Annotated in this window: 15 protein-coding genes; 13 read left to right on the forward strand and 2 right to left on the reverse strand. The window is 55.4% G+C overall.

Annotated elements, in window-relative coordinates; genetic code table 11:
- The first annotated feature begins 222 nt into the window (after positions 1-222).
- The 4 genes from VN24_RS10465 (at position 223) to VN24_RS10480 (ending at position 4512) form a co-directional block, all read left to right on the forward strand.
- Positions 223-2082, forward strand: coding sequence for an oligosaccharide flippase family protein (locus tag VN24_RS10465; RefSeq protein WP_052702890.1), 1860 nt, complete (start codon positions 223-225; stop codon positions 2080-2082).
- 220 nt (positions 2083-2302) lie between these two features.
- Complete coding sequence (gene yabN, locus VN24_RS10470) at positions 2303-3790, forward strand: bifunctional methyltransferase/pyrophosphohydrolase YabN (protein ID WP_045670367.1); 1488 nt, start codon at positions 2303-2305, stop codon at positions 3788-3790.
- A gap of 175 nt (positions 3791-3965) precedes the next feature.
- On the forward strand, positions 3966-4238 hold the full coding sequence (locus VN24_RS10475; RefSeq protein WP_045670368.1) for an HU family DNA-binding protein: 273 nt from the start codon (positions 3966-3968) through the stop codon (positions 4236-4238).
- A 1-nt stretch (position 4239) separates the two neighbouring features.
- The gene (locus VN24_RS10480; RefSeq protein ID WP_045670369.1) at positions 4240-4512 is read left to right on the forward strand and encodes an RNA-binding S4 domain-containing protein; all 273 of its coding nucleotides are present in this window, start codon (positions 4240-4242) and stop codon (positions 4510-4512) included.
- A gap of 408 nt (positions 4513-4920) precedes the next feature.
- Here VN24_RS10480 and VN24_RS27820 read toward each other — a convergent pair whose 3' ends face one another.
- The gene (locus tag VN24_RS27820) at positions 4921-5097 is read right to left on the reverse strand and encodes a hypothetical protein (RefSeq protein WP_169751044.1); all 177 of its coding nucleotides are present in this window, start codon (positions 5095-5097) and stop codon (positions 4921-4923) included.
- 141 nt (positions 5098-5238) lie between these two features.
- Here VN24_RS27820 and VN24_RS26875 point away from each other — a divergent pair, with 141 nt between their 5' ends.
- From VN24_RS26875 to VN24_RS28145, 4 genes are all read left to right on the forward strand, one after another.
- Positions 5239-5406 (forward strand): DUF2203 family protein, encoded by a 168-nt coding sequence (locus VN24_RS26875; protein ID WP_158453666.1) that lies wholly within the window; start codon positions 5239-5241, stop codon positions 5404-5406.
- A 78-nt stretch (positions 5407-5484) separates the two neighbouring features.
- Positions 5485-5958 (forward strand): Spi family protease inhibitor, encoded by a 474-nt coding sequence (locus VN24_RS10485; RefSeq protein ID WP_148505221.1) that lies wholly within the window; start codon positions 5485-5487, stop codon positions 5956-5958.
- Positions 5959-6169: 211 nt separating this feature from the next.
- On the forward strand, positions 6170-6496 hold the full coding sequence (locus VN24_RS10490; protein ID WP_148505222.1) for a hypothetical protein: 327 nt from the start codon (positions 6170-6172) through the stop codon (positions 6494-6496).
- Positions 6497-8004: 1508 nt separating this feature from the next.
- Positions 8005-8232 carry a DUF2203 domain-containing protein gene (locus VN24_RS28145; RefSeq protein ID WP_238590881.1) on the forward strand — a complete coding sequence of 76 codons (228 nt, stop codon included), beginning with the start codon at positions 8005-8007 and terminating at the stop codon, positions 8230-8232.
- A 173-nt stretch (positions 8233-8405) separates the two neighbouring features.
- Here VN24_RS28145 and VN24_RS10505 read toward each other — a convergent pair whose 3' ends face one another.
- The gene (locus VN24_RS10505) at positions 8406-9821 is read right to left on the reverse strand and encodes a sugar porter family MFS transporter (RefSeq protein ID WP_045670373.1); all 1416 of its coding nucleotides are present in this window, start codon (positions 9819-9821) and stop codon (positions 8406-8408) included.
- 295 nt (positions 9822-10116) lie between these two features.
- Here VN24_RS10505 and yabP point away from each other — a divergent pair, with 295 nt between their 5' ends.
- From yabP to spoIIE, 5 genes are all read left to right on the forward strand, one after another.
- Complete coding sequence (gene yabP, locus VN24_RS10510) at positions 10117-10401, forward strand: sporulation protein YabP (protein WP_045670374.1); 285 nt, start codon at positions 10117-10119, stop codon at positions 10399-10401.
- On the forward strand, positions 10398-11000 hold the full coding sequence (gene yabQ, locus VN24_RS10515) for a spore cortex biosynthesis protein YabQ (RefSeq protein WP_045670375.1): 603 nt from the start codon (positions 10398-10400) through the stop codon (positions 10998-11000). Before yabP ends, yabQ begins: the two co-directional genes overlap by 4 nt.
- Before the next feature lie 79 nt (positions 11001-11079).
- A complete protein-coding gene (locus VN24_RS10520; protein WP_045670376.1) occupies positions 11080-11406 on the forward strand; it encodes an FtsB family cell division protein in 327 nt (108 codons plus the stop codon).
- Positions 11407-11563: 157 nt separating this feature from the next.
- Complete coding sequence (locus tag VN24_RS10525; protein ID WP_045670377.1) at positions 11564-12079, forward strand: S1 domain-containing RNA-binding protein; 516 nt, start codon at positions 11564-11566, stop codon at positions 12077-12079.
- Between the two features lie 431 nt (positions 12080-12510).
- A complete protein-coding gene (gene spoIIE / locus VN24_RS10535) occupies positions 12511-15003 on the forward strand; it encodes a stage II sporulation protein E (RefSeq protein WP_045670379.1) in 2493 nt (830 codons plus the stop codon).
- The last annotated feature ends 54 nt before the right edge of the window (positions 15004-15057 follow it).

Genomic DNA, 15057 nt, shown 5'->3' on the forward strand with positions numbered 1-15057 from the left:
TCCGTAAAGTCCGGGAGGCTGCCGCGAGCTTCGCCGCCGGAACCGGATCGGTAATGGGCCTTTCGCGGCGCAAACGGCAGCCGATGTATTACATGTATGACGATAAACGTCTCCTCATGCGGCCTCTCTGCCGGATAAGGGTTGTTCGCGTATGCGCAGGCGCGGTACAATGGGGGTTATAATGGCTGAAGCCGCTTCACATGAGACGTAGGAGTTGGATTTGTGAGAAACGGGAGGGCAAAGGTCGGCGGCATGTTCGGAGCCGCAGCCGTTATGGCCGGGGCGGCCCTCGTTTCCAAGCTGCTGGGGACGATGCAAAAGATACCGCTGCAAAATGTGGCCGGAGACCGGGTATTCGGCATTTATAACGCCGTCTACCCGTTCTACCAGCTGCTGCTTGTGCTCGCGACGGCCGGCCTGCCCGTAGCGGTGTCGCTGCTCGTGGCGCAGCGGCTGGAGGCGGGCGACCTTCGCGGCGCGCGCCGGATACGGACGGCCGGGCTGCTGCTGCTCGGCTCCGGCGGCGCGGCGGGCTTCGCGGCGATGTGGACCGGCGCGCCGGTGCTCGCCGGATGGATCGGCGATCCGGCGGTTGCCCCCGCCATACGCACCGTATCGCTGGCACTGTGGACGGTGCCGGCGCTCGCCGCGCTGCGCGGCTATGCGCAGGGCATCGGCGTGATCGCGGGTCCGGCGCTGTCGCAGCTGGCGGAGCAGACGGTGCGGGTGGCGGCCATGATCGCCCTGCTTGCGATCGGCTGGGAAGCGGGCTGGTCGGAAGCCGGGCTGGCGGCCGGAGCGATGTCCGGCTCCGCGTTCGGCGGTGCGGCCGGACTGTTGTTCATGGCGGTTTACTTGCGCGGCCGGCGCGGAGCGGATGAGACCGCAAGCGCCGTCGAGAGCCTGCCGGATGCGCGGACCCGGCAGCCGGGGGAGGGCCGAGCCGGCATGAGCTCCGACAGCCGTCATGCAGCGGTGGATGATGCGCCGGGCAAGGCACTGGATACGACGAGCGGGCAAAGAGGCATCGCAGTTGTCCGGCATCCGAAGAAGATCGCTGTGGAAGCGCATCTCCGCAACAACATACGAACATCGGCAAGTGCGGCCGCCTCCTTAAGGCAGCTGGCGGCGGAGATGAAGCGTCTGGCTGCGCTGGCGCTGCCGGTCGCGCTTGGAGCGATTGTCGTGCCGGTCGCCGGGGCCGTCGATGCGTTTACGGTTCCCCGGCTGATGCATCGAAGCGGCATGACCGCTGCCGAAGCGATGGAGCAGTTCGGCATTTACAGCCGCTGCCAGCCGCTTGTGCAGCTTGTTGTAATGGTTGCGGCCGCCGCCGCTTCGGCGCTTGTGCCTGCGATCGCCAGAGCCCGCTTTCGCGGCGATGCGGCAGGCGCGGCAAGGCAGGCTTCGCTTGCGATGCGGGCCGCATGGCTGATCGGCCTGCCTGCCAGCGCGGGACTGGCGCTGCTCGCCGGCCCGCTTAATGTGATGCTTTACGGAGACGATACGGGGCGGCTCACGTTCGCGCTGGTCGGCTCCACGGCGCTTGCCGGCGCGCTGAACGCCGTAGCCGCTCCGGCGCTGCAGGGGCTTGGCGCCGTGAGGCTGCCGGCCGCGTTTCTGCTGGCGTCGGCGCTGCTGAAGGCCGCGCTGAACGCGGCGCTTGTGCCCGCGCTCGGCATCGCCGGCGCCGCCTGGGCCGGCATCGCCGCGCTTGGCGCCGCCGCGCTGCTCGGCGCCGCCGCGGTCGCCCGCGCCGCCCGTGCCGCCGGCGGCGCGGCTCCGCTGCCCGCTCGCGGGCGGCTGCGCGCCGCCGCGGGCACGGCCGCTGCGCTCGCGGTCATGGCCGCGGCGCTGCTGGCGGCGGAGCGGGCGCTGCAGAGCCCGCTCGGCCGCATGCTGCCGCCGCGGGCGGCAGCAGCCGCGCTGGCGCTGACGGGCGTTGCCGTTGGCGCCGGCGCGTACGCCGCCGCGCTGCTCCGCTGCGGCGGCATCGGCGCGCGCGAGCTGCGCGCGCTGCCGGGCGGCGAAGCGCTTGCCGCCCGGCTTGAGCGCTGGCGGCTGCTTCCGCCGCGCCGCTGACGCTTTCCCGGCGCCCGACCGAAACGCCGGCCGCCCGGATTACATACACGAGCTGCCGTGCGATCGGCGCACAAGCCGTTTTTCACTGCACGGCCCAGCGCGTCGGCCGTGTTTAACCGGAACACTGTAGCGCAGCTAAGCAGATCAGCAGATCAGCCTGATCTTGACAAGCGCTTGCCGCTTCTCATGTTTCCGCATCGATAAAGGAGGGTAATCGCATATGGCTCTACGTAGCCTTACCGTCGCCGGGCTCGGCACCGGAGATCCCGACCAGCTTACGCTCGGCGTATGGCGGCGCCTGCAAAACGCCGCCCGCGTCTACGTCCGGACGGAAAAGCATCCCATGATGCATATGCTGCGCGATAACGGCATCGAGGCCGTATCGTTCGACCGGGTGTACGAGCAGTTCGACTCGTTCCCGGAAGTGTACGAGGCGATCGCAAGCGAGCTGATCGACCTGGCGAAGTCTGAAGCCGGCGGCGTCCTGTACGCCGTTCCGGGCCACCCGATGGTGGCGGAGCGGACGGTTCAGCTGCTGCGCGAGCGCTGCCCGCAGGAGGAGATCGCGCTTGAAATCGTCGGCGGCGAAAGCTTCCTCGACGGCGCATTCACCGCGCTCGGCTTCGATCCGATCGAAGGCTTCCAGTTGCTGGATGCGGCCTCCTTGCGCGCTTACGACATTTCGCCGCAGCTGCACACGCTAATCGGGCAGGTGTACGACGAATTTACCGCTTCCGATGTGAAGCTGACGCTGATGGAGCGGTATCCCGACGAGCATCCCGTTGTCATCGGCCACAGCCTCGGCGTAGCGGGAGAGGAGCAAATCGTGCGCGTGCCGCTCTACGAGCTGGACCGGACGCCCGGCTGGGGCAATCTGTCGCTCGTCTATGTGCCGCGCTCGGACGACGATGCGCTGCGCAGCCGCTCGTTTGACCGGCTCCATGAAATTGTCGCCATTCTCCGCAGTCCGGAAGGCTGCCCGTGGGACCGCGAGCAAACCCATCAGTCGATCCGCAAAAACTTCATCGAAGAGCTGTACGAAGCGCTCGAAGCGATCGACGACGACGATCCGGCCGGCATGAAGGAAGAGTTTGGCGATGTCATGTTGCAGGTGATGCTGCACAGCCAGATGGAAGAGGAAAACGGCGCTTTTTCCGTCTACGATGTCATCCAGGAGCTGAGTGAGAAGCTGCTGTTCCGTCATCCTCATGTGTTCGGGGAGCGGGGGGCGGCCGATGCCGACGAAGCGCTCGTCAACTGGGAGCAGATGAAGGCCGAGGAGAAGAAGCTGAAAGGGCGCGATACGGACCGGACCTCCGTGCTGGACGGCATTCCCCGCGATCTGCCGGCGCTGCTGAAAGCGTACAAGCTGCAGAAAAAAGCGTCCAAAGTCGGCTTTGACTGGGATGCGCTGGCGCCGGTGCTGGCGAAGATCGAAGAGGAGCTGCAGGAAGTGCGGGAAGCGGCGCAGGGCGAAGATGCGGACGCGAAGGCGGACGAGCTTGGCGACCTGCTGTTTGCCGTCGTTAATGCGGCGCGGTTTTTGGACGTCGATCCCGAAGAGGCGCTTTCCCGCACGAATGCGAAATTCCGCAGCCGGTTTCTCTATATCGAAGAGCAGCTTCGTATAAACGGCAAATCTTTTGACCAGACTGATTTAATAGAGATGGACAAATGGTGGGAGGAAGCGAAGGACAGGAGCCGTTAAACCGCCACTGTTCGCCAACTTCCGCTAAAAATTCGCCAATTTTTTTTTCGCATGACAGCAGGATTTCATCATGTTCAGGCCGAATTACTACCCCTTGAAGTCAGTGGGCAGCAGCCGTAAAGCGCATGAGACGCTTACGAATTTTCAAACAATGTACTTGGGAGGATAATAAAACATGAACAAAAACGATCTGATCAACAATATTGCAACGAAAAGCGGTTTGACCAAGCGCGACGTCGAATCCGTACTGAACTCTTTTCTCGGCGAAGTAACTGACGCTTTGTCCTCGGGCGAAAAAGTGCAGCTCATCGGCTTCGGCACGTTCGAAACCCGCACCCGTTCCGGACGTACGGGCCGCAACCCGCAAACCGGCCAGGAAATCAGCATTCCCGAATCCAAAGTTCCAGCGTTCAAAGCCGGCAACAAACTGAAGGAAGCCGTTAAGTAAGTTGCGTCTGGACAAGTTCCTTAAAGTATCGAGGCTGATCAAGCGCCGCACCGTCGCCAAGGATGTATCCGAGCAGGGGCGCGTCTGGATCAACGGCCGCGAAGCCAAGCCGAGCAGCACCGTCAAAGTCGGCGACGAGCTGAAGATCGGGTTCGGGCAGAAGTATATTACCGTCCGCGTCGAGCGGATTGCGGAAACGACCCGGAAGGATGAGGCGAGCGAGCTGTACACGCTGCTTAAGGAAGAAGCGCGCGAGCGCGAGGATTTGTTTTAAACGGGTAAACCGACGATTGTTTTATCTCTTCTAAAAGACCGCATGCTGCGGTCTTTTTTTAACAGGCTGTCCCAGTGAACACTGGCAATCGCTCTGCATCGACCCCAATCTCACGTTCAGGCGATAAAAGCCCGGAATTCCTGTACAATCGCGGGTATTCCCTCTCGAATGCGATTTTGTTGGATAATACCTGCACATTTGCAGGTATAGCGAGGAAGGACCTCCAACTCCGCTTTGCCAGCGGTAACTGGAGGTCCTTTTGCGTTATATTCGGGACTAGCTCATTCACGGGAACACGAGGGAGACAGCCCCTAAGCTTCGTTCCCGAATTAGGAAGGCGAATTCGTCCTTCCGTTGATTCGTCCTCGCTAAAAACGGGTCCCTCCATCTTAGAGGGAACTATTAGCACTATTGCTGACGGCCAGGCGCCTGGCTGGAGGACGGGTTCTCATTGAAGACCTCCGCCGCTTCCTCCGCGGAGAATTCCGTATCGTCTTCGCCCGGGGCGGGGATCTGATTCAATCGGGTCCCTTGGACTTCCGCTTTGGATGCTTGGTTGCGGCTATGGTTTTGCTCGTGGGGCATGGTGACACCTCCTTTTTTACAGTGGGCAACAAGCTATAGTTTCCCGTTTCGCTTGCTTTTTATGCAGCGCGGCGGCTCTCGATCAAGGATGGCAATCGGATGCGCGATCGATTACACTTTGGGGAAAGGAGTGGATATGCCATGACGACCCGGATCTTTACGCCAAGCGAAGCGAATGCATTACTGCCGGAGCTGATCAAGGACCTGCACCAATTGCAAGCCTTAACGCGTCAGTTCGAGGAGCGCTACCGGGAACTGCAGTCGAGGAAGGCGACCTACGCACAGTCGGCCGGACTCCCGGCATATTAAATACGTACAATCCTCTGGGATGGCGGCAATGAAAGTCTATCTGCCACCCAACCGAATTTCTCCATGTCAACAAACGTAATGGCAGCAGATGTAAAAGAAAAAGAATCAAATGCTACAATCGTGTCTGTAGCAACTGCGATGAATGTAGCAGAAACCTTTATTAAAAGTTCGAATTATAACCAAAAATGGAGCCAAACACAGCTAGTATTTTTCGAAAACCTGTATGATATTGATGAGAGTCTACTAGGTTATTATTTTATCGTACGAGATAATGGCGAATCCATCGGACATATCATCGTATCGGCGACGGAAGATAGGGGACCGGTTCTCCAATACGGTGACGGAGCATCGAACTCGAAAAAAACGGGCTTAAAAGCGTATTACGTCGGAGGTATTATACATGAAAAAAATGCAGCCGACGTCATACAGAAAGCTAAAACTAAGAACATTGATCTTAAACCCATGGCCTCGAATTCGGAAATCAGCAGGTCTGAATGGGAGAGCTCGAAGTCCGATATAGTCGCGTTATCCAGTCCTATTTCTAAGGAATGAGCGTTACAAGAATCTGGCAAAGATCTTCTGGAATAACGAATCAAGATTCGGCGTGCGGTCCGACTTCCGGGGCGATGGCGGCAAATTATCTGGCTGGAATTGGTCATAACTACGGAGCTCAACGTATTATGGAAGTAACTCTGCACTCGTTAATCATCTCTATTCAGAAATGGGTACTACCATATTCGGGACCAGCTTAGCTGATTTTAGTGTGGGCTTGTTGGATCATTTAAGACATAACGGGGAAAATTGGGTTGGAACTGAATACCGGGGAACCGACAGCATGGCATGGTATGCGTATACTTCCTCGATCGATAATAATTTGCCTGTCGGAATTCGTTTTGATTATTGGATTTCGGATACCACCTACACAAATTATCATTTTGTACTCGGTAATGGTTATGTGATGTACACACAAAACTACTTCGGTTTTAAAGACCCTGATTCCGGTCAAAACAATACTGGAACGATTTATAGAGTGTGGAGCGATAATGATCAGGATATCGGTTTCCTTGCTCTGTTTAAACAGCAGCTATAAGAACGAAAAGAGAATCGATAACCGGTATAGGAGTGAATTAAAGAATGTCGACGAAAAAAAGAGACGTCATCGTATTCGGTATTTCGTCCAGCTTAAGCGCGCTCTTATTTTTTCTGGCCTATCTGTTCACTTTGAAGTACCGAGGAACAAGCCATGGCATTTCCGGTAACGGGAATCTAGGGCTGATGTTCATCTTTCCTGCTATTCCCATCTATATTGTAGCGTTAATATATACTTATCGGACAAGCCGACAACTCCCTCTAGGGCCAGGGATGACGAAACTATCATTAATTGGATTAACCTTGTTGATAGTTGCATGCACTTATGGGGAATATGCCATGATCAATCGGCTTCTTCATCACTTAGGAGGGGGGACAAACGATCCCAACTCCGTCATTTATCGATATTCTTTTCTTAATCAATACACTAACAAGTTGTTTTTTAATGCGTACACATTTATGACAGGGTTATCTTTTGCTTCCGTGATTGCATTTGTCTTAAGAAAAGGGCAAAAGATCCGATAGTCTTACACAAACAGAGAATACAAAAACAGCCATGGTTCGCTCATTAGCGTCATGGCCGTTTTTGTACTCATGTTACCATAATGATAAACCATTTTGGAAAAACTCTAAGTCCGTCTATGCTACTCGTATGATGAACATCCAAAAAAGTATACTTTCCAACATTATAATCTTTTTCGATGATTAACTTCTCCACTTTTGACACCGCCATAAAAAAGTTAGTTGTATTGTCCTAGCGTTTAAGGTCAAACTTGTCTTGAATGGAATGACCGATGTAATAAGGAACCTTTATCATTTTGGTTCAGTTTAGTATTTAGTCTGTTTCTTCTTGATAAATAAATGGAGTTAGCTCAACATCACTGGCCCATCTCATTCCAGATACTTCGGCAGCTAAACTACGATGGTTTCCCCAATTAAACACATTGACATTTGCTAAATCAAGATAGGGTATCGAATTAATACTTTGAGAATTGCAAGCTGGGGCATGGGTAAAAATATTCAATCTTTCAGCTGCAGAAATTAAATATTCCCATTCTTATTTGATGGAGTAACCGTTCCACATAATCGGCCAACATAAACTTCGACGTTATTTGCGTCCTTGTTGAAAGACCAAGTTTCTTGATTGATTCGGGTACAAAATGACTGCTGTGATGCCTTTCCGATATAAATCAACTCACTTGGTCCGTATAGAGGATGTGAGCCGTATATCTGATAAAGGCCATAATCCCTTGTTCATCATTCAACATATGGAGTTGATTTAGTTCATGTGGACCTTCCCATGAAATATCAATTCTCAGCGTCCGCACCCCTTCATTGTCTTTAAATATGCTTATTGGTTGTGACCACTTCCATAATTATCATATCAAATTCGGCTCTTTTTCGTTGGGAAAAGTGAAGATGTTCATTTAACAATAACGTGTCACGAACATCCAATAAAAACGTACACGTATACTTAAACCGATTGGAGGATAACATGGCAAAGCTTATTTGTTTGGGATTCAGAAGAGCGGAAGCTCGAAGAACGATCTCCGGTTCGCGAACTTCGCGCGCAAGGGCGTGCTGCTCAAGATGGTCGAGCCCGGATTGATCGACTTTCCGGCGGTTGTGAACGGGGAGAATGTGCTGATCTGCTGGAAGCAAGGGGAGACGCACGTCACCCACTATCATGGCTGGCATGACGGGTATCAGGGGCGCAAGCCGCTGCCGGAGTCGTAGCCGGGAGAGCTGTACCATTGCTTATTTTTCACGGCAGTTGTTGTGGTCTGTGGTTGCTCGGCCTTTGCTTCTTATTGGAGGACTGGGGCCTGTTGCCCCCAAAAAAAGCGTTCCCCCGGCGCAGGTGCCGAAGGGAACGCTTTACCGCAATTTTTCAGCTCCCTAACGCCCGTCTATCTCGTCGTTGCCGTTCTCGCATTGAAGCTCGCCTCGATTTCTTCCAGCGTTCTGCCCTTCGTTTCGGGCACGACGCGCCAGGAGAAGAAAAAAGTGAACAGCGCCAGCGCTGCGAAGATCCAGAACGTGATGGCCGGTCCGGCCGTGCCGAGCAGCGGCGGGAACGACTGCGAGACGACGTAGTCGGCGATCCACAGCGCCATCGAAGCGATCGCGGTTGCCTTGCCGCGGACGCGGTTCGGGAAAATTTCCGAGAGCATGACCCATACGACCGGTCCGAGTGAAATGGCGAAAGCGGCGACATACAGCAGCACAAAGATCAGCACCATCCACCCGGACGTCTGTCCGGTTTGAAAAGCGAATCCGATCATAAACAGACAGATGGCCATGAGCGCCGAGCCGACAATGAGCAGCGCTTTGCGGCCGGCTTTATCGATGAGCCAGAGGGCGAGGATCGTGAACAGGAAATTGATGGCGCCGACGAGTATGGTCTGAATGAGCGCCGAGTTCGTTCCAGCCCCGGTTTCTTTGAAAATTTCCGGCGCATAATACATGACCGCGTTAATGCCGGTCACCTGCTGCAAAATGGCGAGCACGATGCCGAGCATGAGCGCAAAGCGCAGACCGGAGCTGAGCCTTTGGCCTTTCGTTTCTTTTTCTTCCTGGAACGAAGCTTTAATTTCCAGCACTTCCTTGCGGGCCAGCTCCTCGCCGTGAATCCGCAGCAGCACCGGCAGCGATTCCGCGGCGCGTCCCTGCTTGATCAGCCAGCGCGGGCTTTCCGGCACAAAAAAGAGCAACAGAAGAAACACGACCCCCGGGACGACGCCGATGCCGAACATCCAGCGCCAGGCGGTGGAAACCTGCCAAGCTTCGCTGCCCGCCCCGGCAATCCAGCGATTGACAAAGTAAACGAGAAAAATGCCTGTTACCGTTGCCATTTGGTTGAATGCGACGAGCCTGCCGCGGTATTTGGCGGGAGCGATCTCCGCATTATACAGCGGACAAAGCGTGGAGGTGATCCCGATGCCGACTCCGCCGATCATCCGGGCGATGATATATCCGCCAAATGTGGTTGGGATCGCCGATCCTGCCGATCCGATGATGAACAGGACCGCGGCGGCAATCAGTACTTTTTTGCGGCCGAACCGGTCGCTGAGCACGCCCGATACGGCGGCGCCGGCGATACAGCCGATAATGAGACTGGAAACGGCCCAGCCGACCGCAAAGTCGCTCAGCACGAAACGTTCGGTCATGAATCCGATTGCACCGGAGACAACGGCCGTATCGAAGCCGAACAGCAGCCCGCCGATTGCCGCGATCATGGAGACGAGTGTAACAAATTTCATATTTAAGGCGTCTTCCTTGCCGCTGCCCGTTATCGCATCTTGCTTTCTTTCCGCTGCTTTCACTTTCGCAGTCCTCCTTTATTCAATCTTTCTCTCTATATAACCTGTACGTCAAAAATAAAGCCCTTATATTTGTTGCAAGCAGCCATAAACGGCCGTAAACGGTCATGGCTCATGAACGCCGGAAACGGCGGGAGGAGGGGGCCGCCGCCCGGCTGTAGTAGCAGATGATTGTGATAGTGTTGCCTGCCCGGTTTCAGGCTATTCATCCCGGGGTAATGATGTCTACCCCCACTCGATATAGTTCTAAAACTCGTCCCTTCTCCATAGGCTTGTCGTATAGAGGAGGGGACGAGGCATGATCGAGCAGATCAAAGGGCAAAAGCGCCAGGAAGTAAAGATGCTGAACCGCAAGCTGCTGGAAATCAGCGGTGTCATGAATGTGGAAAGCTTCGACAACGAGGAGTTTTTGCTCGAAACCGAGCTGGGATTTCTGGCCGTTCGAGGTCAAAATCTTCATATGAAGCATCTTAGTTTGGAGCAAGGGCTCGTCGCAATCGAGGGACAGGTTCATTCACTCGCCTATCTGGACGGGAATACGTCCGCCAAATCCAAAGGATTGTTCGGGAAGCTGTTCAAGTGAGCCTGAATACGCAATGGTGGACGATGGCGATGATGCTGCTGTCGGGATTGGCTATGGGAGCGGTATTCGACGGTTACCGGGTCATCTCCCATGAGCTGCGCTTCTCCAGGTGGCTGATGCCGGTGCTTGATCTGCTGTACTGGGGGGCGGCAACGCTGACGGTATTCCGGGTGCTGTATGCCAGCAATAACGGCGAGGTGCGGGCATATGTGTTTCTCGGACTGCTCATCGGCATCGGATTCTACTTTTTGTTGTTCAGCAGGGCCGTCATGGCCGTTGTCCGCTGGAGCATCGAAGCGGTGCGGCGGCTGATCGCATTTCTGCTTCGCTGCATCGATGTGCTGATCGTGAAGCCTCTCATACTGCTGTACCGGCTTATTCGCATAATAGCCGGCTTTTTGATCGTCGTTACTATTTTCTTATCCAAACTTGTGCTACAATTGGTACGTCCGCTTTGGCTGCTCGCACGGTGGCTGCTGAGCCCGCTCGTGAGGCCGCTCGGCGTATGGCTGAGCAGAGCTGCGGCCCGTTTACGGCTGAAGGAAACCGGAATGCGTATCGGCCGGTTTTTGAAGAGGCTGTGGAACAAGCTGTTTTAAGGCGGCAGTCGTTTCTGCTTGCAGCATGCGGTAATGCGGTAACGGCCACTTTTTCAACGGTTGGGAGGGAATTCGCGTTATGGCGTCAGCCCCGGTTAATCAGACCACACAGACGACCGTGTATTCCGGCGCGAAACGCCGGCTTCGGATCTGGATGGCCATCATGGCGTTATTTCTTGCTTGGGCAGGATACAACCTTTTTTCCCAAATGCAGCGCCATTCCGCGGCGGAGGCGAAACTGGCGGCGGCACAGCACAAGATCGACAGCGTCAAGGCGGAAAGCGCCAAGCTGAACGAACAAATTAAGAAGCTTAACGATCCGGAATATATTTCACAGCTTGCAACCAAAAACCAAGGGCTCGTCAAGCCGGGCGAGAAATCGCTTCAATTCATCGACAATCCTTAGCCCCATAAGGAAATATGGACATCCGTCTGTTGACCTTGCTTTTGCGGGTGCGTTATAATTTGTGGTAGTACCGCCTCATTTCGGGGTAATTAACATAGGAAGACATCCGTTAGACGGTCATGCTTCGCATAACTTTTAGGGAGGAACATTTTATTTTATGGCAATTGAAGTGGGCGCCAAATTAGAGGGCAAAGTGACAGGCATTACGCATTTCGGGGCATTCGTCGATTTGTCGGGAGGTGTCACGGGGCTCGTACACATTTCGGAAATTGCCGATAACTACGTCAAGGACGTCAAAGATCATCTCAAGCTCGACGACATCGTCAAGGTGAAAGTGATCAATGTGGACAAAGACGGCAAGATCGGACTTTCCATTAAACAGGCGATTGACCGGCCTGAAGGCCAGCAGCCCCCGCAACGCGAACGTTTTAACAGCGGCGGCGGAGACCGTTTTAACCGCGCTGGCGGTGGCGGTAACAGCGGCGGTGGCGGCGGTCGTCCATTCAAACCATCCTCCGGCGGCGGCAGACCTTCTTTTGGAAAACCATCATACGGAAAACCGTCATTCGAGGATAAGATGTCCCGTTTCCTTAAAGACAGCGAAGAGCGTATTTCGTCCCTTAAGAAAAATACCGAAGGCAAACGCGGCGGTCGCGGAGCCAAGCGGGTATAAATGACTTTTACGAGAGCGGAGCCGGAAGGCTCTGCTCTTTTTGCGTCTTCGGTGATCCTTATTTGCGGCGCTTTGATTCGCAGCCCATCGTTCGACCGAATCGGCGCCTTCAAAAATAGACCAAAAACTTTTCCCCTGCCCTCCCATAAACCCGACACAATCGGACGTCATTTTCGCTGCCGCAAAGCGAAAGGGGACGTTTTTTTGTTGTAAAAATGGTAAAAATTTCACATTTTCACAATGGTGCACAGGCAGCCGGATGCTGCGCCGCCGCTAAGGTTGGCTGCTGTTCCGACAGGCGCCCGACAAGCCGCGGAGCCCCGTGTTCTTTTGTCGGAAAAAACTTTCGTCCCGCCAACGCTTTCTGACAAACTTTATGAAACCGCCCCTCTATAATGGGGATCACACTAATTCGGAAATGGTGGTGCCGTATGAAGGACAAAGAAAACGTTGTTCTGTTTCCGGGCATGCCGCGCAGCGGCAGGGCGAGCCAGTGGCTTCGCAAGTGCAAAGAATGGGTGGGAGGCCGGAGAAGCGTCCAGCTGGTTGCGGCCAAGAAATGGACGATCCTGCTCATGCTGGTCGGCTTCCTGCTCGGACGGGCCGTTATTTTGGAAAATTTGATGCCATTTGCGCCCGCATACTTTGCCGTTATCTTTTTTCTGCGGCGGGATGTGTACAAGCAGGCGGCCATAGCGCTCATCGCGGGCAGCTTCTTCGCCATTACGCCCAGTCCGATCCCGATTGCGATGGAGATCGGCGTGCTGTTCCTGCTGCTGAAAGGATTGGAAATGTACGAGCGGGCCGAGCTGTCGTACGCTCCGGTACTCGTGTTCGTATCGACGATGGTCGTGAAGCTGTTCGGCGTTTTTATCTATAACACGCTCGGGTGGTACGATCTTCTGATGGTTGCGGTGGAATCGGCGCTCGCGTTCGTGCTGACGCTCGTATTTGTCCAGGCGATTCCGGTGCTGACGCTAACACGCAAGAGCAATGCGCTTAAGAATGAAGAAATCATCTGCCTGATGATCATGCTGGCGGCCGTTATGACCGGGGCGGTCGGCTGGACCGTATCCGGTCTGTCGGTGGAGCATATATTGTCGCGTTATATGCTGCTGATGTTCGCGTTCGTCGGCGGAGCGCCGCTCGGCGCTTCGGTTGGTGTGGTGGCGGGACTCATTTTAAGCTTAGCCAATTTGAATGCCGTCGTTCAAATGAGCCTGCTCGCCTTTTCCGGGCTGCTTGCAGGGCTGCTCCGCGAAGGCGGGCGGATGGCGGTGGCGTTCGGCATGCTGCTCGGCACGTCCATTCTTTCGGTTTATATCGGCAATCAGAGCGATGTGATGGATTCCACTTGGGAATCGGTGGCGGCGGCGGCGCTGTTTCTGCTGACGCCGAGGAGCGCCGTGCGGACTGTTGCCCGCTTTGTGCCGGGAACGAGCGAGCACGCCAAATCGCAGCATGAATATGCGAAACGGGTTAGGGAGGTAACGGCCCAAAGGGTGACGCAGTTCTCGGAGGTGTTCCGGCAGCTCTCCCGCAGCTTCGGCCAACTGGTCCCGCTGCAGGAAGTGAAGAAGGAGGAGGAGATCGGCCACTTTATGAACGCGGTCGCGGAGCGCACCTGCGCCGGCTGCCACCGCAAGGACATGTGCTGGAACGCCAAATTTTACGACACGTACAAGCTGATGACCGAAATGATGACGGCGGTGGAGAACGGGAGCTACGGGGGCAAGAAGGATACGCCCAAGTCATGGACGGTGCACTGCATCAAGACGCCGCAGGTGATGGCGGTGCTGCAGCAGCAATATGAGCTGTACAAGCACGACCTTTATTGGAAAAAACAGATCGGCGAATCCCGGCAGCTTGTAGCCGATCAGCTCTCCGGCGTATCACAGGTGATGGAAGATTTGGCGCGGGAAATTACGAGGGAAGGCCAGACGCTGCATCTGCAGGAGGAGCAGATCCGCGATGCGCTGGAATCGCTCGGGCTTTCGATACACGGGCTGGACATTATTAACCTTGAGGAGGGGAACGTGGAAATCGAAGTGTACCACACGTTTGCGAGGGGGTTTGACGAAAGCCGCAAAATTATCGCGCCGCTGCTCTCCGATATTCTCGGCGAGCCGATCGCGGTGAAGACGGAACGGTATCCGGATAAAGAAGGGGAGCCGGCCATGGTATTGTTCGGTTCCGCCAAGGAATTCGAGGTCGAGACCGGCATCGCCGGCGCGGCCAAAGGAGGCGATTTACTGTCGGGGGACAGCTTCAGCACCGTCGAGCTCGGCAACGGCAAGTTCGCGGTCGCCATCAGCGACGGGATGGGCAACGGGGAGCGGGCGCGGCTGGAAAGCAGCACGGCGCTGACGATTCTGCAGCAGCTGCTGCAGTCGGGTATGGACGAGAAGCTGGCGATCAAGTCGGTGAATTCGGTGCTGATGCTCCGTTCGCCGGATGAAATTTTTGCAACGGTCGATGTGGCGCTGATCGACATGTACACGGCGAAAACGACGTTTCTGAAAATCGGCTCGACGCCGAGCTTCATTAAGAGGGGCGGCGAGGTCATTGAAGTGACCGCGAGCAATTTGCCGATCGGCATTTTGCAGGAAATCGACATCGACCTCATCTCGATGCAGCTTTTGCCGGGCGACACGCTCATCATGATGACCGACGGCATCTACGACGCTCCGGGACATGCGGTCAACAAAGAGCTTTGGATGAAGCGCATCATCCAGGAAATCGATTCGGACGATCCGCAGCAAATCGCCGATATGATGCTTGAACGCGTCGTGCGCCATCATAAAGGAAACATCGTGGACGACATGACCGTCGTGGTGGCAAGGGTGGACAAGCATTCGCCGGAATGGGCGACGTTCCGCTGGCCGGGCTTGAATAAATTCGAGCGTCCGCGAACGGTAAGCTGACGATAGCAAATCGGATTCTTTGCCGTCATTGACTCCTACGCGGGATTGATCAAG

The sequence above is a fragment of the Paenibacillus beijingensis genome, assembly GCF_000961095.1.
Classification (GTDB): Bacteria; Bacillota; Bacilli; order Paenibacillales; family Paenibacillaceae; genus Paenibacillus_O; species Paenibacillus_O beijingensis.

Coding starts and splice junctions, on each gene's coding strand:
- spoIIE (WP_045670379.1), top strand. CDS start 12,511: ATGAAGGACAAAGAAAACGTTGTTCTGTTTCCGGGCATGCCGCGCAGC.
- VN24_RS10485 (WP_148505221.1), top strand. CDS start 5,485: ATGGCAGCAGATGTAAAAGAAAAAGAATCAAATGCTACAATCGTGTCT.
- yabN (WP_045670367.1), top strand. CDS start 2,303: ATGGCTCTACGTAGCCTTACCGTCGCCGGGCTCGGCACCGGAGATCCC.
- VN24_RS10475 (WP_045670368.1), top strand. CDS start 3,966: ATGAACAAAAACGATCTGATCAACAATATTGCAACGAAAAGCGGTTTG.
- VN24_RS26875 (WP_158453666.1), top strand. CDS start 5,239: ATGACGACCCGGATCTTTACGCCAAGCGAAGCGAATGCATTACTGCCG.
- yabP (WP_045670374.1), top strand. CDS start 10,117: ATGATCGAGCAGATCAAAGGGCAAAAGCGCCAGGAAGTAAAGATGCTG.
- VN24_RS10525 (WP_045670377.1), top strand. CDS start 11,564: ATGGCAATTGAAGTGGGCGCCAAATTAGAGGGCAAAGTGACAGGCATT.
- VN24_RS27820 (WP_169751044.1), bottom strand. CDS start 5,097: ATGCCCCACGAGCAAAACCATAGCCGCAACCAAGCATCCAAAGCGGAA.
- VN24_RS10520 (WP_045670376.1), top strand. CDS start 11,080: ATGGCGTCAGCCCCGGTTAATCAGACCACACAGACGACCGTGTATTCC.